The following is a 24,183-nucleotide window of genomic DNA, read 5'->3' on the forward strand; positions in this document are numbered from 1 at the left end:
ATCTTTATGAAAAAAGTTTTTTATTCTAATCGAACATATTTTTTTCACAAATGTATGAGAAAATGTTTCTGTTCGGTTGCTGCAGGTAGCGCTGGAGGGCATCCTGCACGCGGGAACAGGCACGACATAAAAATTTCAGGGAGGTCTACAAAAGTTGATTGAGGTAGATAATATTGTCAAAACCTATGGCGACTACCAGGCCGTCAATCATTTGTCTTTCAAACTCGAAAAAGGCAAAATCTATGGTTTCCTTGGCCCTAATGGTGCCGGTAAATCCACTACTATGAACATAATGACAGGATATATAGCTGCAGATAGCGGAACTGTTACTATCAATGGTCATGATATCTTAAAGGAGCCCGAAGAAGCTAAAGCATGTGTTGGCTATCTTCCGGAGATTCCTCCGCTTTACATGGATATGACTGTTGGTGAGTATCTTCGTTTCGTATGCGAACTTAAGAAGGTGCCCAAGAAGGATATTAGAGAGCATCTTGTTAAGATCCTTTCTGAGACTATGCTCGGAGATTATGAGCATCGTATGATCCGCAACCTTTCTAAAGGTTACAAACAGAGAGTCGGACTTGCTCAGGCCCTTGTTGGTGATCCTGAAGTCATCATTCTTGATGAGCCTACAGTAGGTCTTGATCCTCAGCAGATCAACCAGATGCAGGATTTCATGAGATCTCTGAAAAAAGATCATATCGTTATCTTAAGTTCACACATCCTTTCACAGGTAAGTGCAGTTTGTGACTACATTCTTATCATGTCTCATGGTGAGCTTGTACAGCAGGGTTCTGAAGAAGAGCTTGAAGCTGCCGAGAACAAGTCTCAGGTACTTAAGCTTCGTCTTATCGCTGAGCCTTCTGCTATTAAGGAGACACTTAAGAATATCGCTCATGTTAAGGATATCCAGATCTCTGAAAAGTGTGATGGTGACAAGGCATACGAAGTTGTTATCACAACAGATGCTCCTGTTGATGTTAGAAAGAATGTTGGTCTTGCATTTGCCAAGGCTTCCATTCCTGTGCTTGAGCTCACAGAAAAGAGAACAACTCTTGAAGATATCTTCCTTGCAGCTACAACTCAGACTCCTGGCTATATAGATCATTCTAAGGCCAAGAAAGAGAAGAAGAACGAGAAGGAAGAAAAAGAGATAGAAGAGCAGCGCAAGGAAGCAAGACGCATAGCTAAGGAAGTTGCCAAGGCTCAGGGTCTTGATCCGCTTCGTCCTGAAAGTGAAGAAGAAGTTCTTTCTGATGAGGAGCTTGAAAAGGCTGCTATGGGAGAACTTGATATCGAAGATATCGATGAAGTTATGGCTGAGACAGATGAGGAGGAGAATGAGTAATGCTTGCAATTTTTAAAAGAGAGTTCAAATCCTATTTTCAGACCCTTGTAGGTCCTATAGCTATTGATATTATACTTGTTTTAGGTTTGTTGTTCTTTTGGGATTATAACCTAATATATGGATATGCAGATCTTGCTAATACAATGTATAGCATGTGTATGTATGGTTTTACTTTTGCTATACCTGTACTTGCAATGAGATGTTTTGCTGATGAGAAAAAGAACAAGTCAGATCAGCTTCTTCTTACTGCACCTGTTTCAATTGGAAAAGTTGTACTTGGAAAGTTCCTTGCACTTGCTGCAGTAGTAGCTATTCCGATCGCACTTTTCTGCGTACTGCCACCTATTATGGGCATCTTTGGATCAGTTCCATATAAGTGGGATTATGTAATGATCTTTGGCGTACTGCTTTATGCTCTTATGATCATTTCCATCAGTATGTTCATGTCATCACTTACAGAATCTGCTACCATCGCTGCGGTATTCTCAATCCTTGTAACATTCCTTGGAATGATTCTTGGAAGCTTCTATGGCAATATCGGCAATGAGACAGTTGCAAAACTTCTTTCTGCAGTATATGACTTTGGTTCAAGACTCATTACACTTTTAAACGGATCATTTGACCTTACATCTGTAGCATACATGCTTACAGTAACAGCTCTTTTCCTCTTCCTGACAACACAGTCAATTCAGAAGAGAAGATATACTGTTTCCAAGAAAAATGTTTCAATTGGTATGTATTCTGCAACAATGACTATTCTTATGGTTGTAGTTGTAGTATTTGTAAACCTTGCTGCAAGCCAGATCCCGGAGAAGTATCGTATCATTGACGTTACTAATAACGGAACATATTCACTTACAGACGCAGCTAAGGAAGTTGCATCTTCTACAAGCGATGAGATCTCTATCTTCCTTATTGGTACACAGGAACAGTATGAGGCATATACATATACTGAGACCATCGTAGAAAATGTAAAGATGTTCCAGAGATACACAGGCAAGATCTCATATGAGTTCGTTGACCTTGAGACACAGCCTACATTCGTTCAGAAGTATACAACAGAAGATGTTTCTACTTATGATGCGATTGTATATGACAGCAAGACAAACAGATCAAAGGTTATTCCTCTTGAGGAGTTCCTTGTACTTGAGATGGATTACAATACATACTCACAGAACATCACAGGTTATGACGTAGAGGGAGAACTTGCTCAGGCTATCCAGTATGTTCAGCTTACAGAGGATAAGCTTGTAAAGGCTTATACACTTACAGGTCATAACGAGACAGCTTTCGAGACATCATTTGCTGATGTTATCGCAAAAGCTAATGTTTCATCTGAAGACCTTACACTTTATACAACAGACGCTGTACCGGAAGATTGCAGCCTCCTTATCATCAACTTCCCTCAGACAGACCTTAAGGCAGACGAAGTTGAGAAGATCAAGGCTTATATCGACCGTGGAGGCAATATCCTTGCTATCTTCGGATATGTAGGCGATGCAGATATGACAAACTTTAATACAGTTCTTTCATACTACGGCATCACCAACAGCGGACAGCTTGTATATGAAGAAAATCCTCAGAACTATTATGCATATGAGCTTACATCAGGCGGTCTTACTAACGGACAGCTTCTTCCAAATGTAAACACTGCAAGTGACATTACAAAGGGTGTAGGAACAACTAATGCACCTGTTCTTGCAATCTATGCAACAGGTCTTTCATATAATGCTGAGTCAGCTGATACAGCATATACAGAGATCCTTACATCTTCTGATCAGGCATCACTTCTTAGCTTTGGCGAAGATAACTCATATCAGTTCTCTGATAAAGCTAAGCAGGTAATTGGTCTTAAGGCTGATAAGACTCTTGCAAGCGGCGGTACATCTACATGTGTTGTTTACTCAAGCTGCAACATCTTCAATGAGACAGTTGATACATGGACAGGTGGAACAAACCTTACTCTTTTCAGTAACACATTCACATCCATGATCGCGCTTGATTCAACATTTGTATCTATTCCTGCTGAATACATGAACGTAAATCTTACATATTCAACCAAGGCAGTTTCTACTATCAAGGTTGTATGGTGGGTTGTAATACTTGCTATTCTTGTTGGCGGTATTGTTGTTTACGCTAAGAGAAGACATATGTAAAGAGCATATGTTTTCGCAACTTTGAATCAGAAATCCGCATTTACTGCGGATTTCGTAAGAAAGTGAATCGGTGTTACTGTTTATGGATAAATAGAAGACAAGTGAACAGTGATTATCCGACATCTATAAATAGACGACACACGAGGTCAGTTATGAAAAAACAAAAGACACAGCTTATCATTATCCTTGTGGTACTTGCTGTAATGGTTGCTGCTTACTTCGCACTTTCTGCACATAATAAGAAAGTCGCAGAAGATCAGCTTACAGACGACTACACAATCCTCACAATGGATACAACTACAATTAATGAAGTAAAAGTTACTAAGACAACCAAAACTGAAGTAGGAACAGCTACTGATGTAGCTGTAGAAGGAGCTTCTGATGAAGCTGCAGATGCAGCAGAAGGAGCATCTGATTCAGCTACAGAAGAAACACCAGCAGCTGATAGTGCAACTGATGCTACTGTAGAAGAAGTTACAGATGTTGATGCTACAGAAGGTGCTTCTGAGGCAGTTGCAGAAGCAGCTTCAGAAGGTGCATCTACAGAAACAGCTGAAGGTACACAACAGACAGCTGATGCTACAGATGGAACATCAGATGCAGTTGCAGAAGCAGTTGAGCCTACATACGAATACACTTCAGAAGTAGCATATGATCTTGTTCTTGAGAATGGCGCATGGGTACTTGCTTCTGATAAGACAGTAGAACTTGATCAGGACAGCATCACATACCTTCTTAGCAGTCTTGCATCAGTAACATCTAACAAGGAGATTGCAGGTGTAACAGATTTCGCTCAGTACGGGCTTGATCATCCATCACTTACAATCGAAGTCACCAAAAATGATGGAACTAAGACCACGATCTATATTGGCGATTACAACTCTGTATCAAGCCTTTACTATGCAAGAATCGGTGATTCTGCTAACGTATACATGATCAATTCAACACTTAGCTCTTCATTTGGAGTTGATGCATCATCTTTTGCAAAGGTTGATGCTGCTGGAAGCACAACTGAAACAAGCGCTGGAATAACAGGCGTAGATATTGACGCTGGTGCAGCATCTTCAGCTGCAGCAGCACAGGATGCTTCAGCTGGTTCATCTGACGATGCTACAGCAGATGTATCCCAAGACGCTTCAACAGAGGCATCACAGGCACAATAAACTTAATGATCGTCCATGCCATTTTTACCGGTATGGACGATTTTTTTGTAATATTGCATCTGGTAATTGATTTATTTATAATGAATATGTTGATTTTTTTGGGGGAAGCGTTATAATCAAATTTGCTTGCGCTTTTTGCGCGGCGTAATAAACGCTATACGGAGGATTTCGCATGAGTTTGTGCGAGGTTGAGAAGAATGGTACTTATCGCATCACAAGACTGAATCTTGAGGATGCAAACGGGGACAGACTTAGAAGTCTTGGACTTAAGCAAGGCACCGAAGTTAAGGTTATCAGCAGGAAGAAACAGGGATCACTTATAATCGAATCCTGTGGAAAGCAGATAGCTCTTTGCAAGAATTTCGCATCAGCAATCGACGTAGAATAATCCAAGTATTAAAGCCAATAAGTGGCTAATGAAAGGACATATCAGTAATGGCTGCTAAGATCAGAACAAGATATGCACCGAGCCCAACAGGTCGTATGCATGTCGGTAATTTAAGAACAGCTCTTTATGAGTATTTGATCACAAAACATGAAGGCGGAGATTATATCCTCCGTATTGAAGATACAGACCAGGAGCGTTTCGTAGAAGGCGCTACAGAGCTTATCTATGACGCACTTAAGAAAACAGGACTTAAGCATGATGAAGGTCCGGATATCGGCGGTCCTGTAGGCCCTTATGTTCAGTCAGAGCGTCAGGCATCAGGAATCTATCTTGATTATGCTAAGCAGCTCGTAGATAAGGGTGAAGCTTATTACTGCTTCTGTACACCTGAAAGACTTGCTACTCTTAAGCAGGTTATCGATGGCAAGGAAGTTACAGTTTATGATAAGCACTGTCTCCACCTTTCAAAAGAGGAGATTGAGAAGAACCTTGCAGAAGGTAAGCCATACGTAATTCGTCAGAACAACCCTACAGAAGGCACAACAACATTCCACGACGAGCTTTACGGTGATATCACAGTAGATAACAAGGAACTTGATGATATGATCCTTATCAAATCTGACGGTTTCCCTACATATAACTTTGCTAACGTTGTAGATGACCACCTTATGGGCATCACACACGTTGTTCGTGGTAACGAGTATATTTCTTCAACTCCTAAGTACAACCGTCTCTATGAGGCATTTGGATGGGAGATTCCGAAATATATCCACTGTCCGCTTATTACAGATGAAGATCATCACAAGCTTTCTAAGCGTTCAGGCCACAGCTCATTCGAAGACCTCCTTGAGCAGGGCTTCCTTGTTGAGACAGTAGTTAACTTCATCGCTCTTCTTGGATGGTCTCCTGAAGACAACGAAGAGATCCTCAGCCTTGATGAGCTTATCGAGAAGTTTGATTACCACCGTATCAATAAGTCTCCTTCAGTATTTGACTATACTAAGCTCAAATGGATGAACGGTGAATACTTAAAGCGCATGGATGATGACAAGTTCTACGAACTTGCACTTCCTTACATGAAAGAGGTAATCACAAAGGATATCGACTTCCACAAGATCGCAGCTATGGTTAAGACTCGTATCGAGATCTGGCCTGATATTGCAGGAATGGTTGATTTCTTTGAAAAGGTTCCTGAATACGACAACGCTATCTACTTCAACAAGAAGATGAAGACAGATGCAGAGAGCGCACTCCCTGTACTCAAAGAGCTCCTTCCTCTTGTAGAGAGCATCGATGACTATTCTAACGATAACCTCTTTGCATCAATCAAGCAGTTTGTTACAGATAAGGGCTACAAGAACGGCTTCGTATTATGGCCACTTCGAATTGCTCTTTCCGGTAAAGAGCAGACCCCTTGCGGCGGCACAGAGATCATGGAAGTCCTTGGCAAAGAAGAATCCATCGCCCGCATCAAGGCAGCAATTGCTAAGCTTGAAGCTTAATAGTTAATACGCATCTATAATTCAAAATTGCAGTAATAGAGCCCAATGATTCGATCATATCGAAGGGCTCTATTACTTTCTAAAATACATACACTAAAATCTAAAGCGTATATTCCCGAGACTGACAGTATATATAGAATTTCTGAGTCTTTGAAATGGTTATTAAATTCAAGAGCATGATAGATGGATTCATATATTCTGTTTGGGATTCACATGTCCTCGCGAAGCGAGTTTGAATCCCAGAATATATGAATCCAGATATCATGCCTTGAATTTTATGACCATTTCATGACTCGGAAATTCTATATATACTGTCAGTCTCGGGGCAACCACATTTATTATTTGGGAGTTTTTATGTCATACACAGGTCAGGCTGTGGTGGCCGGTAATCCCGCTCAGATCGATGCGATCACCCATGTTAATGGGCCCGCCATGGTTCTTGCAGGCCCCGGGAGCGGTAAAACCTTTGTTATATCAGGCCGTGTTCGCTTTCTCATCGAGCAGGCAGGCATTCGTCCTGATTCTATTTTGGTCATCACATTCACTAAAGCTGCTGCACTTGAAATGCAGCATCGTTTCTTTCGCGATACATCAAAAAGATTTCCGGAAGTTCATTTTGGAACCTTTCATTCTCTTTTCTATCAAATGTTATGTCTGTCTAAACCGGGATATCACCCGAACTTACTCACAGCAAAAGATAAGAACAGAATTATCAAAGAAAGTCTTTCATATACGCTTAGAAAACATAAGGATGAGATCCTTAAAAAAGACGATTATCTAAACCCGTCAGCTGATGATTTTAATAGCCTCCTGTCAGAAATAGCCAGGGTCAAGAATGATAACGAAAGCCCTTCTGCGTGCGGAAGAGATGTTTCTTTTGGCGAGTACTTTCCTGATATATACGATTACTATACTAAGACCTGCCAGGATCTTGGCCTTATAGACTTTGAGGATATGATCCTTGAATGCTACAAAATGCTCATGGAAAGCCCAGAGATACTTTCAAAGTGGCAGAATACCTTTAAATACGTCCTTATAGATGAATATCAGGACATAAACAGGCTTCAGGAAAGCGTCATTAGACTTCTTGTACGTAATCATAAAAATATCTTTGTAGTAGGAGACGATGACCAGTCAATATACGGCTTTAGAGGCTCAAAACCACAGATCATGCAGGAGTTTACCCAGTATTATGAAGGCGCTAAGCTTATAACCCTTTCCATCAACTACAGATCGGGAAGCGACATCATTAAAAACGCAGGCCTTGTTATAGCCGAAAACAAAGTCCGCTTTGAAAAGAATCAGGAACCTGCAAACGATGATAATCACGGCTCCTGCATAGGCTACGTATACGAAAACGTAAGACACGAAACAGCGTCAATTGCATCTATGATAGAAAAGGCTGGCGACTACGACAACACCGCAGTCCTTTACAGAACCAACCTTGAAAGCGAAATGATAACACTTGAACTATCAGCAAGAGGAATTCCCTATGTAGCAACCTCAAAAGTCCTCAGCATCTACGAAGACCCTGCCATTAAGACCATCCTTTCGTACCTGAAATTTGCCCATGAAGGCCATAAACGCTCAGATTTTTTTGCCATAATGAATTGCCCCTTAAGATATATAAAAAGAGATTCAGTGAGAAGAGAAATAGTGGATCAAACGGACATCCTAGACTATTACAGATCAAACCCTAATATGAAAGAGTCCGTTATAAAACTTTTCAGGCAACTAAAACTTTTAGAACACATGAGACCAGCGCTCTCAATCAAATACATTCTAAACGAAATCGGAGTCATTAAATTCCTGACCCAGGATAAGTCCCAAAACGAAAAAGACAGACTACAGGATATGTGCGATAAACTAATGCAAGACGCATCCTCGTTTCAGGATACAGTATCTTTCCTCGAAATGGCAGAAGAACAAGTCAAAATAGCACAAAAAGAACGCTCAAGACGAAAAGGCAACACCGATAAAGGCGTAAGAATAATGACCATGCACGCTTCCAAAGGCCTGGAATTCAACACAGTATACCTCCCAAGCTTGTGCGAAGGCGTAGTTCCCAACCGAAAGTCAGTAACCCCAGACCAAATCGAAGAAGAACGCCGTATGCTCTACGTGGGAATGACTAGAGCCAAAAAGACCCTTATCCTTAGCTACATAAAAGGTGATAAAGAAAATGCAAGGATGCCATCCAGATTCTTAAGACCAATTATGAATTTGTTTGATGATCCGATTTAAAACTTGTAAAGTTGTAGCTTAAGAAATAAACATCACATAGTAATATTAAAAAATAATGTTAAAAAGCCTTTTAATAATACATGTATTATTAAAAAGTTTTACAAAATAAAGTTCCGCGTCAACTACCTAACTATACGTAGAAGATAACTAGAACTTTCCGTTTTCAAAAGAGGGGACTTGATAAAGGGTTGGGGAGTCTTTGAGGATTTTGCTGATTTCAAGAGCTTGATAGATGGAGAATTTATATTCCGCTTAGGGTCCGCATGTCTGAGCGAAGCGAGTTTCGGACCCTGGAATATAAATCCTCCAGATATCGAGCCTTGAAATCCAAAATCCGAGAGACTCCCCAACCCTTTATCAAGTCCCCTCTTTTGAAAACCGCCAAAACCTAGCCTCCCCCCGTTAAGTTTCCGCAAATTCATGCCGATATGTTTTTAGCGGCAGTATTTTGCGCCGCGATGATACATGGATGTAGTTTGGGCCAAGGGCATGATGCCACGGCGAAAGGGCTGGTTATGGTCAAAGATATATTAACTAATATCGTTCTGATAATTTTGATTATTCTCACAATAGTAGTTTTTATAATGCTATTCGGCAAGGATCTCGGCATCTATGTTGATATTGGTGCCATCAAAGAATCCATCACCTCAATGTTTGAAAAAGATAATGAAGAAGAGCCTGATACTTCGGCAAGCGCTGCTACCGAGGCCAGTTCTTCTGATGATGGAATCGTAACTGTAGCATCAATGTATGAAAACACAGTTACCATAGAGTATGAGCTATCGGACGAAGTTCTTTACAATCCTCTTATGGGCTACGCTCCCAGTGCAAAAACCACGGATGACGAAGATGTGAATATAGATAAAGCAACGCTGATCTATTTCGAGGTTACCTGGGCAGACTTTGAACCCGAAGAGGGTGTATACGATTTTGAAAAGATCGAGACAGATAACAACCTTCAGGAATGGAGAAATGCAGGCAAAAATGCAGTTCTCCGTTTTATTTGTGATGCCCCTTCTGATGAAGATCACATGGACATTCCGCAGTGGCTTTATAAAAAGACTAAAGATGGAAAAAAATATGATACCTCCTATGGTAAGGGATATTGCCCCAATTACAGTAACGAGGACTTTATAGATGCACATAATAAGGCTATTGCGGCGCTTGGAGACTATTTTTCCAAAGATTCTTTTGTAAGATATGTGGAGATGGGAAGTCTTGGTCACTGGGGCGAGTGGCATGTAAATATAGATGAAGATGATAAGCTCCCTACGATGCCAAATGCTGAAATAAGAGCTTTATATGTTGATGCCTATGTAGATTCTTTTCCAGGTGCAAAGCTCCTTATGAGAAGACCGTTTGCAGAGCTTCCGGAAGGCGGCGGAGTTTACAATGACATGGTTGGAGCTTATAAGGATACTACTGAATGGCTTGAATGGATCGGAGAGGGCGGCGCTTATGAGCAGACAGGAGAAGAGGGTGCGCTTGTGGCAAGACCTGATATTTGGAAGACAGCGCCTGTTGGCGGTGAGTTCACCAGTTCCATCGAGATGGAAGAGATGCTGATAGGGTCATATAGTACCACCAGTTCTCTTATTAAGGACAGTCATATGACTTTTATAGGACCCAAGGTTCCTAATGGGAATGACTTGTCTGGAGCAGGCGTTCTTAGAAGCCAGGAGGTCTTGAAATATATTGGATATAGATATGCTGTTACAACAATGGAATATGGCGGCGATGATAATGAGACTGCCATAGGCCTTAGGGTGTCCAATGAGGGTATTGCGCCTATTTATTGGGATTATTCGATGTGTCTGTATCTAAAGGATCAGTACGGAAATATAGAAAAATACGAAGTTGACATTGACCTTATGGGTTTATATGGAGGTCAGTCTGAGTATGTTATAACTACAGTTCCGGTTCCTTTTGATGAGATTACAAATTACCAAATATTGCTCGGAATAGAAGATCCTGACACGAATGAACCGGCTGTATATATAGCTACAAATGCTGCAAGGACGGGCTTTAGAACGATTCTTCTTTGATATATTCATTATTTCTAGTATACAAATAATATTTGTATTTCTATGTTTTTTTTTCTTTTTGTATGATATGATTGTTGTATATCAGCAGTGGCTTTTTGTGGTCAAATCGCGTGACTAGTATAGTCAAAATCATTTTTGGTTAGAGCTTAATATGTTTATTGATATAATTCTTTATTTTTAATGATAAAGATTATTAAATAGGGGTATTACTGTTGGTATATGGGATAAGGAGGTGCGTTTATGCTATTTTCAGACATAGCCATGAAAATTAATCAGAGAATAGAAAATGGCGAAGAAATCACTGTAGATCTGGATCTTGATGATGGCAGAAAAGTTACTTGCGCAACGATGATCATCCTTACAGTTGCTGAAAAGGATTACATTGTGCTCCTTCCGCTTGATAAGAATGGTCAGAATACTGATGGAAATGTATGGTTCTACAGATACGTATCCAAGGGTGAAGGTGACGCAGAGCTTGGTTATATCAGTGATGATGCTGAATACGAGAAAGTTTCTGAAGCATTTGACGAGTATCTTGATGAGGCGGAATTTGATGAGCTCGTAGATCTCGATGACAATGGCGAAACAATAAAATCATAACAAAGTGAAATAAACGTGAAATTAAGGCTGTCCGGATAACCGGATGGCCTTTTTTGTGGTATACTATTTTGGAATATTTATTAGTTTATTAATTTGGGGAGATTTGCCCCGTTAAGACCAAGAGACAAAATGTCGACGAGATTTTCGTTAGCGCTAGGAGGAGTATGACACAATCTATTAAACTGCTGAAGGCAAAGCCTTACCCGTTGGGGATGCATGTTCAGGGTCAGGATCTTATTTTCAGTGGCAAATTTAACAACGAAACTGGATGCGGAATTATTTTATATCAGAGCAAAGATGGAGTGATAGACACTTCAAAGCCCAAGATAGCACCGCTTACAGACCAGTTCAGGCATGGATCATTATATAGCGTCAGAATTCCGGGGGGAGCCGGCGAATATGGCGCTTATCAGCTAATGAGTGGCGGTTTAAGATATGCAGATCCTTATAGCACTAAGATTTCAGGTCTTGAAGAGTTTGGAACATTTCGTAAGAACGATGAGATATACAGCGTGATATCCGACGATGATTATGACTGGGGCAATGACAAAAATCCTCATACCCCATTTAGTAAGAGCTTTATATATCTTGTAAATGTTCGCGGTTATACAATGCTTGATACAAGCGTTCCTGTAAGACACAGAGGAACATTTCTCGGACTTGTAAGAAAGATCGATTATCTTAAGTCTCTTGGAGTTACAGCTATTGAGCTTATGCCTGTATATGAGCAGCCTAGCGTTCTTTCAAGAAAGAGCATAGAGCTTTCACATGCACCTGTTCACCGTGATATGACCAAGGCAAGAGCAATGGTCAACGAAGTGGGCATTTTGAAGCAGGTTGATGATGCAGACAGACTTGTAAATCTGTGGGGATTTGAGCCGGGTTTCCCTTTTGCCGTAAGAAGCGCCTTTGCTGTTAAGGGAAATGATGCTTCAGAAGAATTCAAGGATATGGTAAGAGAATTCCACAGGGCAGGAATTGAAGTTATAGTCCAGACCTATTTTGCAGATGGTCTTACTCATCAGGAGATGCAGGAGATCATAAGATACTGGGTTAGTGAGTATCACATAGACGGTATTCACATAAAGGGCAGGAATATCAATTCTACTATGCTCTCACAGGATCCTCTTTTGTCAGATACCAAGATCTTTGATTACGGATTCGATTACTGGCAGCTTTACAAGGGTGCGCCTCGCGAGCCTTCAAAGAGGAATCTTGCAGAATATAAAGATGACTTTGAATTTACAGCCCGTCATTTTCTTAAGGGTGATGACAATATCATTCCTTCATTCCTTAATCTGTCTCAGGAGACAGGTACATCGGGCGGCGCTGTTCATTATATCTGTAACTACGATGGAGCAAGGCTTGTAGACCTTGTGACCTATGATCATAAATACAACGAAGCCAATGGCGAGAACAATACTGATGGTATAAATGACAACGTCAGCTGGAACTGCGGTGTGGAAGGTAAGAGCCGCCGCAAGGATGTCACCGAACTTCGTGTAAGACAGATGAGAAATGCTCTTACGATGCTATTTTTATCACAGGGAACTCCTATGCTTTTTGGCGGAGACGAGTTTTGCAATTCTCAGGATGGTAACAATAATCCGTATTGTCAGGATAATAGTACCGGATGGGTTGAGTGGAAGAACTTTGCAAAGAATAAGAGTCTTGTGGACTTCACAAGGTTTTTGACAGGGCTTCGCAGTAAGTACTCTATATTTACATCTCCTGTGCCGTACAGGCTTATGGATTATAAGGCTGTTGGATATCCGGATTTTTCATATCACGGAACAGAAGCATGGAGACCGGATCTTTCTGCTTACAGCCACACGATAGCAATGCTGTACTGTGGCCTTTACAGTGGCAAGGGTCAGGAACACTCCTTTGTGTATGTAGCTTACAACATGCATTGGGAGGATAAAGAGTTTTCGCTTCCTGAGCTTCCGATGGGGTGCGAATGGCAGATACTTTGTGATACTTCCGACATGGAAGTTGACTACAGCACGCCAAGGAGAGCCAGAAATCTTAAGGATCAGGCAATTGCCAAGCTTAAGGCAAGAAGCATATGTATTTTTATATCAAAAGGAGAACCGGTAAGAACTGGTAGAAACAAATCCTATGCAACAAATGAACCAAAACCAGCAGATGCAGACAAACAGTAAAGCAGACGCTGCATGTAACACAGATGCTTTCGATAAAGAAAGCATAGAAGCTATTACTCCGGTTGGAAGACCGGTTCAGCTTGGGCCTGGTGGCAAGCAGCCGCCTATAAAGATTGAAAATGTAATAGGCCATTTTAAGACGGTATCTGCTCACAGAAGGCTTGTAAGACGTAACTGCTTCAAAATGGGACTTTACTGGCAGGGACTTACCCATGACCTTTCAAAGTTTTCGCCAACTGAGTTCCTTCAGGGATGCAGATACTTTCAGGGAGACAGATCTCCCAATGCCTGCGAGAGAGAACTTAACGGTCACTCCCTTGCATGGCTTCATCACAAGGGCAGGAATAAGCACCACTACGAGTACTGGATAGACTTTAGTTCCAAGGATTCAAGCTCGCCTTACGGTGTACTTCCCGGCAAGATGCCTGACAGGTACATTGCTGAGATGATAGCTGACAGAGTGGCTGCAAGCCGTACTTACAGGAAGGAAGCATATACCTCTGCGGACCCGCTTAAATACTATTTAAGAGTTAAGCAAAATCCTACGCCTATGCATCCTTACACGATCGAGAAGCTTGAGCTTTTCCTTCACATGCTTGCTGATGAGGGAGAGGATGCGACATTTGCATATATAAAGAATGTGTTTCTTAAGAAAAAATGATGAAAAAATCTTTTCAGGAATCAATAGATAAGTATCTTGGCAGAAAATATGACAGAAGTTCGATTGGGATCTTGAAAGAAAAGACATTGCATAGCATTGTTAAGGATTTCTTTGCACCTTCTGAGGATTCTAAAGAGATCCGGGTAGGCGACTTTGTTGCAGATATCTGCTACGAAGACAGGATCATAGAGATTCAGAACGGGAATTTTGCTCATCTTGTGCCTAAGCTTGAAGCTTTTTTGCCAAAATATAAGGTGACAGTGGTGTATCCGATTCCTTACAGGAAGTGGATGTGCTGGATCGATCCTGAAACGGGAGAGCAGACTGCAAGGAATGCTCCAAGAGGAAACTTTAACCTATATAAGATTTTCAGGGACCTTTACAGTATCAGGAAATTTCTGCTACACCCTGGTTTTACGCTAATCCTTACCTGCCTTGAGATTGAAGAATACAGGGTTCAGGACGGCTGGGGAAGAGGCGGAAAGCGCGGATCTCACCGCTATGACAGAATCCCTTTAAGGCTTCTTGACGAGATTGAGATTAAGGGTCTGGAAGGGTATAATAGATTTCTTCCGGATGACCTTCCTGATGAATTTACTACTAAGGAGTTTCAAAAGCTTGTAAAGTACCGCGGTAAATATTTTGGTACAACTGTCCGTGTCCTTGAAGAAATAGGGATGATAGAGCGGTGCGGCAAGAGAAAACAGGCGTATCTTTTTAAAAAGAAATATGAATCAGGTAGTGCTAAGGAAATGCCTGATAATACAAAAATAAATAACTCAAAATCGGCTAAAACCGGTAATTTACTTGAAGATAATAATAATAATAAAACGGAGAATATCAAAATGGCAGCAAAGAAAACAAAGGCAGCTACTAAGAAAGCAGCTCCTAAAAAGACAACAAAGGTGGCCGCTACAAAATCAGCAGCTAAGACAACTAAGACAACTAAAACAGCTACTAAAGTAGCTACTAAAGTAGCTAATAAAGAAGAATCCGTAATCGACAGATTCCTTCGCTACGTAAAATATGACACACAGTCCAACGAACAGACCGGCACATCCCCTTCAACCCCTGGCCAGCATGAGCTTGCCAAGGCTCTTGCCAAGGAACTTGAAGAGATCGGTGCAAGCGATGTTTACTATGACAAGGAGCACTGCTACGTATATGCGACAATTCCTTCAACACTTGGAAGAAAGAAAGCTCCTGTTCTTGGATTCATAAGCCACATGGATACATCTGATGCTACAAGCGGCAAGGATGTTAAGCCAAGGATCGTTGAGAAGTACGACGGCAAGGATGTGATCCTTAACGAGAAGGACCCTGAGACAGGTGCCAAGGTTGTTCTTTCACCTAAGACATTCCCTGAACTTTTGAATCATAAGGGTGAAGACCTAATCGTAACAGACGGTACAACACTTCTTGGTGCAGATGACAAAGCAGGCGTTGCTGAGATCATGACAATGGCTTCATATCTTCTTAAGCACCCTGAAGTTAAGCATGGCAAGATCAGGATCGCATTTACTCCTGACGAAGAGATCGGAGAAGGCACTAAGTTTTTTGACATAAAGAAATTCGGTGCAGACTTCGCATATACAGTAGACGGCGGCAAGCTTGGAGAGCTTGAATACGAGTGCTTCAACGCAGCTGAGGTTGAGCTCATAATCCACGGAAGAAGCGTTCACCCGGGCGATGCCAAGGGCAAGATGCTCAACGCAACTCTTATTGCATACGAGTTCCAGTCAATGCTCCCTGCATTTGACAATCCTATGTACACTGAGAAAAAAGAAGGTTTCTTCCATCTTACACTCATGAAGGGAACCTGCGAAAAGGCTGTTGTATACTACATCATCCGTGATCACGACAAGAAGAAGTTCCTCGATCGCAAAAAGCTTGTTGAAAAGATCGTTAAATTCCTTAACGACAAGTACGGCGCAGGCACTGTAGAGCTTACTATGGAAGACAGCTACTACAACATGATAGAGAAGTTAAAGCCTCACATGCATCTTATCGAGAATGCTAGAAAAGCTATGGAGATGGCAGGCGTTACAAGCATCGAGAATCCTATAAGAGGCGGCACAGACGGTGCAATGCTTTCATTCAAGGGTCTTCCTTGTCCGAACCTTTGCACAGGCGGATACAACTATCATGGCAAGTATGAGTACGCATCAGTGCAGGAGATGTACAAAACTGTTGAGATCCTTAAGAATCTCGCAGAGATTTACGGCGAAAAGGCTTAAACTACATCGTGATATATTTTTTGTAGTTTAAATAATTGTTTTAGTATAAAGGTTTAATTATGGATAAAGTTTCAATTAATGGCAATGATATATATGAAGTAGACGAAGAGATGGAAGCTCTTATAGAGGCTGCCGACCTTGATGGAAAGGTACCTGAGGCAGAGCCCCAGAGACAGTACTACTTTATCAAAAAGGCAAGACGCTACGTTGATGAGCTCGCAAAAGAACTTGGCAGAAGACCTCTTGCCTGTAGCGTAGCTTTTGGATGCCAGATGAACGCGCGTGATTCCGAGAAGATCCTTGGAGTCTTAAAAGCAGTAGGCTATGAAGAGACAGATTCAGAAAAGGCTGAATTTGTTATCTACAACACCTGCACAGTCCGCGATAACGCAGATCAGCGTGTTTACGGCCGCCTTGGATATGCAGGAAGCCTTAAGAAAAAGAATCCTCATATGAAGATAGGTGTCTGCGGCTGCATGATGCAGGAGCAGGTTGCTGTTGAGAAGATCAAAAAGAGCTACCGTCAGGTAGACCTTATATTTGGTACACACAATCTCTTTAAGTTTGCAGAGCTTTTGTGTACCATGTTCGAGTCAGACAGAATGGTAATCGATATCTGGAAGGGCACTAACGAAATCGTTGAAGACCTTCCTGTTGCAAGAAAATATCCATTCAAGTCAGGCGTTAACATTACATTTGGATGCGACAATTTCTGTACTTATTGTATAGTTCCATACGTAAGAGGAAGAGAGAGAAGTAGAGATCCTAAAGACATCGTAAGAGAAGTTGAAAAGCTTGTAGCTGACGGCGTTAAGGAAGTTATGCTCCTTGGTCAGAACGTTAACTCTTATGGTACAGGTCTTCCTGATGACAAGAAGATATCTTTTGCTCAGCTTCTGAATGAAGTGTGCAAGGTTGAAGGACTTGAAAGAGTCAGATTCATGACTCCTCACCCTAAGGATCTGTCTCAGGAACTTATCGACGTTATCAAGGCTAATCCTAAGGTTGCAAGACATATACACCTTCCTCTTCAGTCAGGAAGCACAGAGATCCTTAGACGCATGAACAGAAAGTATACAAGAGAGCAGTATCTTGATCTTGCGCTTAAGATAAGGCGTGAACTCCCTGATGCAGCCATCACTACAGATATCATCGTAGGTTTCCCTGGAGAAACAAACGCTGACGTAGATGATACAATTGATATAGTTAAGCAGGTTAAGTATGACAATGCTTTTACCTTCATCTACTCTAAGCGTACAGGAACACCGGCTGCAGGATTTGAGCAGGTTTTATCTGAAGAAGAGATAAAGAGTAATTTTGACAGACTCCTTAAAGTCGTTCAGGAAACTGCGCATGCACAGTCAGCGCGTTTCAATGATACAGACCAGAGAGTTCTTGTAGAGTCACTTAACGAGCAGGATGCATCACTTGTTACAGGCCGTATGTCCAACAATACACTTGTACATTTTGAAGGTGGTGAAGACCTGATCGGCCAGTTCGTTGACGTTCATCTTGATGAATGCAAAGGATTTTATTATCTCGGACACAGGATCTGATAAGAGTAAAGTATATTAAAAATATATGACCCAAGAAGGATTAAGAGATCCTGGTCATATACTAAAATGAATTAGAAATAGCGGAGGAGTACTTTTGGATACAAAAGTAAGTACAACGGGGACAAGTGAAAACTATGCATCAAAGCCTGACATAACCAAAGTTTCGCCTATGATGCAGCACTATCTTAAGACTAAAGAAGAGAATCCGGGCTGCCTTCTTTTTTACAGACTCGGAGACTTCTATGAGATGTTCTTTGAAGATGCTGAGATTGTCAGCAGAGAACTTGAGCTCACACTTACAGGTAAAGCCTGCGGCCTTCCTGAGAGAGCTCCAATGTGCGGTATTCCATATCACGCAGTTGATACCTACCTTACAAGACTTGTAAAGAGTGGTTACAAGGTAGCTATCTGCGAGCAGGTTGAAGATCCCAAACAGGCTAAGGGCATTGTCAAAAGAGACGTAATAAGAGTTGTTACTCCCGGAACCAATATTGATGCCCAGTCTCTTGAAGAGACACAGAATAATTACATAATGTGCCTCTTTTACGGAAGCGACATAACAGGTATAGCAATAAGCGACGTATCAACAGGTGACTTTTATCTGACAGAAGCAAGTAAGCTTCGAAACGTACTTGATGAAATCGCCAAGTACCGCCCGTCAGAGATCATCTGTAACGAAGCCTTTGTTATGAGCGGAGTAGACCTTGAAGATCTAAAGAGCAGGATGGGTATCTCAATCTATCCTCTTGATGGCAGATATTTTGATGAGGACACTGGCAAAAAAGCTATCATGAACCAGTTCCATGTAAGCTCTCTTATAGGCCTTGGAATAGACGACTTTAAAGTTGGAACTATTGCAGCCGGAGCTATGATCCAGTACCTTTTGGAGATGGCTAAGTCAGACCTTTCCAACATCACTCATATAACACCATATCTTACAAGTAAGTACATGCTCCTTGATACGTCCACAAGACGTAATCTTGAGCTTACAGAGACACTTCGTGATAAGCAGAAAAGAGGTACGCTTCTCTGGGTCCTTGATAAAACAAAGACCGCAATGGGAGCAAGAATGCTCAGAAGCTTTATTGAGCAGCCTCTTATAGATCTTGAAGAGATGAAAGCAAGACAAGATGCTGTTGACGCTCTTTTATGCAGCTCAGTATCCCGTGATGAGATAAGAGAGTACCTTTCACCTGTTTACGATCTTGAAAGGATCATGAGCCGCATCAGCTATAAGACAGCTAATCCTCGTGACCTTCTTTCATTCAGGAATTCCATCAAGATGCTTCCTGCAATCCGTATAGCACTTGAGGACATGAAAGGAAATAAAGAGCTTGACAGGATCTATTCTGAGATCGACGAACTTAGAGATATATATGATCTTATCGACAGCGCTATCGTTGAAGAGCCTCCTATTACTATAAGAGAAGGCGGAATGATCAAAGAAGGCTATAGTGAAGATATAGATCATTTCAGACAGGCACGTTCTAACGGCAAGCAGTGGCTTGCAGAACTTGAAGCAAAGGTTAAGGAAGAGACCGGTATCAAGAATCTTCGTATCAAGTACAGCAACGTATTTGGATACGCATTCGAAGTTACTAATTCATTCAAAGACCTTGTGCCTGATACTTTTACAAGAAAACAGACTCTTACTAACTGCGAGAGATATACAACACCTGAACTTAAAGAACTTGAGGATACTATCCTTAATGCAGAAGATAAGCTTAACGGCCTTGAATACGAGGCTTTCTGCGATGTAAGAGATAAGGTCTGCGGACAGATTCAGAGGATTCAGCGTACAGCCAAGGCTATAGCTTGTCTTGACGTATATGCATCTCTTGCCTTTGTTGCAGAGAGAAACCACTTCGTTAAGCCTGTTCTTTCAGAAAACGGAGCTATCAGGATCAAAGAAGGAAGACACCCTGTTGTAGAAGCTATGATGGATCGTACAGATCTTTTCATATCAAATGACACCTTCCTTGATAACAAAAAGCACCTGATATCAATTATTACAGGTCCTAACATGGCCGGTAAGTCAACTTATATGAGACAGACTGCTCTTATCGTTCTTATGGCTCAGATAGGAAGCTTTGTACCTGCTACAAGCGCTGAGATCGGCGTTGTAGACAGGATATTTACAAGAGTTGGAGCAAGTGATGACCTTGGAAGCGGCCAGTCTACTTTCATGGTTGAGATGAACGAAGTTGCCAACATCCTTCGAAATGCGACAAGTAAGAGTCTCCTTATCCTTGATGAGATAGGACGAGGAACATCCACTTATGACGGCCTTTCTATCGCATGGGCAGTTATAGAGCATATCGCAAACAGGAAATATCTTGGTGCTAAGACACTTTTTGCAACTCACTACCACGAGCTTACAGAGCTTGAGGGCAAAATAGATTCAGTAAGGAACTACTGCATCGCTGTTAAGGAAAAAGGCGATGACATCGTATTCCTTAGAAAGATCATAAAGGGCGGCGCAGATAAGAGCTACGGTATTGAAGTTGCAAGACTTGCAGGAATCCCTGCAATGGTAACTGACAGAGCCAAGCAGATATGTGCCCAGCTCGTTGACAGCGATATAACTGAGAAAGTTCAGGAGATCGCAGCACTTACTGATGATAAGTCATCTAAGAAGTCTTCACCAAGGCACTACGATCAGGTTGATCTTAACCAGATGACCCTGTTCGAAAGTGTAAGTGATGAAGATGTACTCAGGGAGCTTGAGGAAATCGACATAACCAACATGACACCGATGGATGCACTTAATACACTTTATAAGCTTCAAAGCGACCTTAAAAATCGTTGGAAAGGGAATGTAAGCTAAGCTACTGTCTGTTTTTTAGAGATGATAGATGAGAACTGATCTTTAGAGGGGTTTGAAAGAGAAGCTTTCGGGGAGTGTAGTATTTAAAGGAGGGCTATATGGCGCAGATTCATGTACTTGATAAAAATACAATAGATCAGATAGCTGCTGGAGAAGTCGTAGAAAGACCTTCCAGTGTAGTTAAAGAGCTCGTTGAAAATGCCATGGATGCTGGTGCCAAGGCCATTACAGTAGAAATACAGGGCGGCGGCATTGATCTTATTAGGATTACCGATAACGGATGCGGCATAGAAAGAAGTGAAGTCAAAAAAGCTTTTTTAAGACATGCTACATCTAAGCTTACCAATATCGGAGACCTCTTTACTCTTAGAACTCTGGGATTTAGAGGTGAAGCTCTGTCCAGTATTTCTGCCATTGCTCAGGTTGAGATCGTTACTAAGACAAGTGACAGCTTAACTGGTACCCGCTATACAGTTAACGGCGGAGACGAAGGAGAGCTTGAAGAAGTCGGAGCACCAAATGGTACTACGATCATAGTTCGTAACCTTTTTTATAACACTCCTGCCAGAAAGAAGTTTTTAAAGTCAGCAAGAACAGAAGGAAGCTATGTGGCTGACCTTATTGAGCATCTCGCAATGGACAATCCTGATGTGTCTTTTCACTTTATAAATAATAAAGATGACCGCTTCCATACATCAGGTAACGGCGACCTAAAAGAGCTTATTTACAGAATCTACGGACGCGACGTGTCAATGGCACTTGTGCCGATAAAGTGCGAAGCAGACGGAATACAGCTTGAGGGCTATCTTGGAGAGCCTTCTTTAAACAGATCTAACAGAGGATTTGAGAACTTTTTTGTCAACGGAAGATATATTAAGGACCGCATGATATCACTTGCAATAGAAGAGGGATACAAGCAGTATCTTATGCAGCATAAATTTCCCTTCTGCGTGCTTCATATCGTGATGGATCCTGATCTTATTGATGTTAATGTTCATCCTTCCAAGATGGAGGTTAAGTTCCAGAATCAGCGCACCCTGTTCGAGTTTATCAGGATCAATGTTGAGCAGGTTCTTAAGTCTCACGAGATGATCCCTGAAGCACTAAGGGATGAGCAGGAAGACCTCAGGGCAGCAGCACTTGCAGCTAAGAAAGAGGCAGAGGAACCAAATAAGCCAATGATTGGCAGCTTTCATGGTGAATACACAGAAAGCGGCAAGCAGCTTGGTGCTAATATTTTCATGAATGAAAGCACTACTGATAGTGCTACACTTTCATCCAAGAGTAAGAACCTCGTTACTTTCATAGATGATACTGAAGAAGAAAACTCTTCTTCAGATTCTGAAAAAACCGAAGACACTCGCCAGAGCCATGTTGAGCCTTTCGAGATGTCCAGATTTGAGAAGCTTCACAAGGAAGATGTAAAGCCTGTTTTCATAAATGATGTGGCCAAGGCTCCTGTCAGAGTAGCTGACAATGATGCAAGTCCTATATGGTCTACGCACAAAGAGCAGGATCCTGTACAGGCCAAGGCCAATGAGAAGCTTGTTCATAAGATTCTTGGTGATCCTGTTAAAAAGCCTGAAGACTATGAATCTCCGATCATAAAGAAAACAGAGACAACCATAGTTGAAAAGCCTGTTCAGATGGAGCTCTTTGACAGTAAGATGCTGACAAAGGAAAACAGACGCCAGTATCATATCGTAGGACAGATCTTCGATACCTACTGGATCCTTGAGTTTAAGGATAAGATCTATCTTGTAGACCAGCATGCAGCTCATGAGAAGGTCAACTTCGAGCGTATGATGGCACGTTTTAAGAATAAGACTATGACCTCGCAGATGGTGAATCCGCCTGTGATCATGACTTTCAGCTCACAGGAAGAAGAGATGTTCCTTTCTTTCAGAGAGTACTTTGAAAACCTCGGATTCCAGATTGATGAGTTTGGCGGCAAGGAATATGCAATGCGTGCGGTTCCTCAGGACCTGTTTGGCTGTACTAACGCAAGAGAGATGTTCATGGAGATCCTTGATGAACTCACTCATGAATCAGGCCACAGAGAGCCGCAGGTTATCTATTATAAGATAGCAAGCATGGCCTGCAAGGCTTCTGTTAAAGGTAATACAAGGATGACAATGGAAGAAATGGAGGAGCTTATAGATGAACTCCTGACGTTGGACAATCCATACAACTGCCCGCACGGAAGACCGACAATCATCTCTATGAGTAAATACGAGATCGAGAAGAGATTTAAGAGAGTAATAGAGTAAAAAAACAATAATACAGTGTGGTCAGTTTTTTCCGCATCATTATATGGTTGTAAGGTTAGAGAAAATATATGAATAAACTAATTGTTCTTACCGGCCCTACAGCGGTAGGCAAATCCAAATTATCAATAGAACTTGCAAAATCCATCGGCGGAGAGATAATCTCCGCTGATTCCATGCAGGTATATAAATACATGGACATAGGCACAGACAAAATAAAGCCTGAGGAAATGGGCGGTGTACCGCATCACCTGATTGACTTTTTAGAGCCGACTGAGGATTTCAACGTAGTTCTTTTCCAAAAGTATGTAAAAGAAGCTATGGAGGGAATCTACCATAGGGGCCATATTCCGATACTAGTGGGCGGCACAGGCTTTTATATTCAGGCGATTCTGTATGACATCGACTTTACGCAGACAGATGCTGACATGACCTACAGACACGGCCTTGAGCAGATAGCCCAGGTTAAGGGGCCTGAAGTACTTCATCAGCGCCTTGAACTTGTAGATCCTGAGTCTGCTGCAGCTATCCCTGCCGGCAATGTAAAAAGAGTCATAAGAGCCCTTGAATACTATGAAAAGACAGGTCACAAGATTTCTGATCATAATAAGGAGCAGCACGAAAAGACTTCTCCCTATGACTTCAGGTATTTTGTCCTTACAGACCACAGAGAGATCCTTTACGAAAGAATCGAAAAGCGCGTTGATAAGATGATAGAAGAGGGCCTTGAAAACGAATGCAAGAAGCTCATGACTATGGGAATCGAGCCGCAAATGACATCAATGCAGGGACTTGGCTACCGCGAGATGATAGGATATTTAAGCGGAGAATACGACCTTGAACGCGCTATATATCTTATAAAGAGAAACACAAGGCATTTTGCCAAGAGGCAGCTTACCTGGTTTAGAAGAGAGAAGGACGTCATCTGGGTTGACAAGTCAGAGTATAATAGAGACGATGCTCAGGTTCTTGAAGCAATCCTTGATAAGATCTGAGTTCTTTTTGAAAAGTTAAGAAACGGAGA

General features: G+C 41.7%; 14 protein-coding genes and 1 pseudogene. All 15 read left to right on the plus strand.

What is annotated here, in order from left to right; genetic code table 11:
* Positions 1-154 precede the first annotated feature (154 nt).
* Positions 155-1,348, plus strand: a complete 1,194-nt coding sequence (locus WAA20_RS08515) for an ABC transporter ATP-binding protein (RefSeq protein ID WP_073386082.1) — start codon at positions 155-157, stop codon at positions 1,346-1,348.
* Positions 1,348-3,504 carry a Gldg family protein gene (locus tag WAA20_RS08520; RefSeq protein ID WP_073386084.1) on the plus strand — a complete coding sequence of 719 codons (2,157 nt, stop codon included), beginning with the start codon at positions 1,348-1,350 and terminating at the stop codon, positions 3,502-3,504. The genes WAA20_RS08515 and WAA20_RS08520 overlap by 1 nt, the downstream gene beginning before the upstream one ends.
* 152 nt (positions 3,505-3,656) lie before the next feature.
* The gene (locus WAA20_RS08525) at positions 3,657-4,667 is read left to right on the plus strand and encodes a DUF4340 domain-containing protein (protein WP_073386085.1); all 1,011 of its coding nucleotides are present in this window, start codon (positions 3,657-3,659) and stop codon (positions 4,665-4,667) included.
* 172 nt (positions 4,668-4,839) lie between these two features.
* Positions 4,840-5,055, plus strand: a complete 216-nt coding sequence (locus WAA20_RS08530; protein WP_073386087.1) for a FeoA family protein — start codon at positions 4,840-4,842, stop codon at positions 5,053-5,055.
* A gap of 47 nt (positions 5,056-5,102) precedes the next feature.
* Entirely contained in the window at positions 5,103-6,557 is a 1,455-nt protein-coding gene (gene gltX, locus WAA20_RS08535; protein ID WP_073386089.1) for a glutamate--tRNA ligase, read from the plus strand.
* A gap of 354 nt (positions 6,558-6,911) precedes the next feature.
* Positions 6,912-8,801, plus strand: a complete 1,890-nt coding sequence (locus WAA20_RS08540; protein WP_073386090.1) for an ATP-dependent helicase — start codon at positions 6,912-6,914, stop codon at positions 8,799-8,801.
* A gap of 515 nt (positions 8,802-9,316) precedes the next feature.
* Positions 9,317-10,846, plus strand: a complete 1,530-nt coding sequence (locus tag WAA20_RS08545; protein ID WP_167562672.1) for a DUF4832 domain-containing protein — start codon at positions 9,317-9,319, stop codon at positions 10,844-10,846.
* Positions 10,847-11,086: 240 nt separating this feature from the next.
* Positions 11,087-11,446: a DUF1292 domain-containing protein gene (locus WAA20_RS08550; RefSeq protein ID WP_139263648.1), complete on the plus strand. Its 360-nt coding sequence runs from the start codon at positions 11,087-11,089 to the stop codon at positions 11,444-11,446.
* Positions 11,447-11,610: 164 nt separating this feature from the next.
* Positions 11,611-13,611, plus strand: coding sequence for an alpha-amylase family glycosyl hydrolase (locus WAA20_RS08555; protein WP_073386092.1), 2,001 nt, complete (start codon positions 11,611-11,613; stop codon positions 13,609-13,611).
* A gap of 106 nt (positions 13,612-13,717) precedes the next feature.
* Positions 13,718-14,272 carry a DUF5662 family protein gene (locus tag WAA20_RS08560; RefSeq protein ID WP_073386227.1) on the plus strand — a complete coding sequence of 185 codons (555 nt, stop codon included), beginning with the start codon at positions 13,718-13,720 and terminating at the stop codon, positions 14,270-14,272.
* A gap of 995 nt (positions 14,273-15,267) precedes the next feature.
* Positions 15,268-16,509, plus strand: a pseudogene (pepT, locus tag WAA20_RS08565) (peptidase T); the annotation flags it as partial.
* A gap of 59 nt (positions 16,510-16,568) precedes the next feature.
* Complete coding sequence (gene miaB, locus WAA20_RS08570) at positions 16,569-18,065, plus strand: tRNA (N6-isopentenyl adenosine(37)-C2)-methylthiotransferase MiaB (RefSeq protein WP_073386093.1); 1,497 nt, start codon at positions 16,569-16,571, stop codon at positions 18,063-18,065.
* Positions 18,066-18,234: 169 nt separating this feature from the next.
* Complete coding sequence (gene mutS, locus WAA20_RS08575) at positions 18,235-20,892, plus strand: DNA mismatch repair protein MutS (RefSeq protein WP_081373711.1); 2,658 nt, start codon at positions 18,235-18,237, stop codon at positions 20,890-20,892.
* Between the two features lie 98 nt (positions 20,893-20,990).
* Entirely contained in the window at positions 20,991-23,162 is a 2,172-nt protein-coding gene (mutL, locus tag WAA20_RS08580; RefSeq protein ID WP_073386096.1) for a DNA mismatch repair endonuclease MutL, read from the plus strand.
* Between the two features lie 68 nt (positions 23,163-23,230).
* Complete coding sequence (miaA, locus tag WAA20_RS08585) at positions 23,231-24,154, plus strand: tRNA (adenosine(37)-N6)-dimethylallyltransferase MiaA (protein WP_073386098.1); 924 nt, start codon at positions 23,231-23,233, stop codon at positions 24,152-24,154.
* Positions 24,155-24,183: the final 29 nt, after the last annotated feature.

This window comes from Butyrivibrio fibrisolvens (assembly GCF_037113525.1).
Lineage (GTDB): Bacteria > Bacillota > Clostridia > Lachnospirales > Lachnospiraceae > Butyrivibrio > Butyrivibrio fibrisolvens.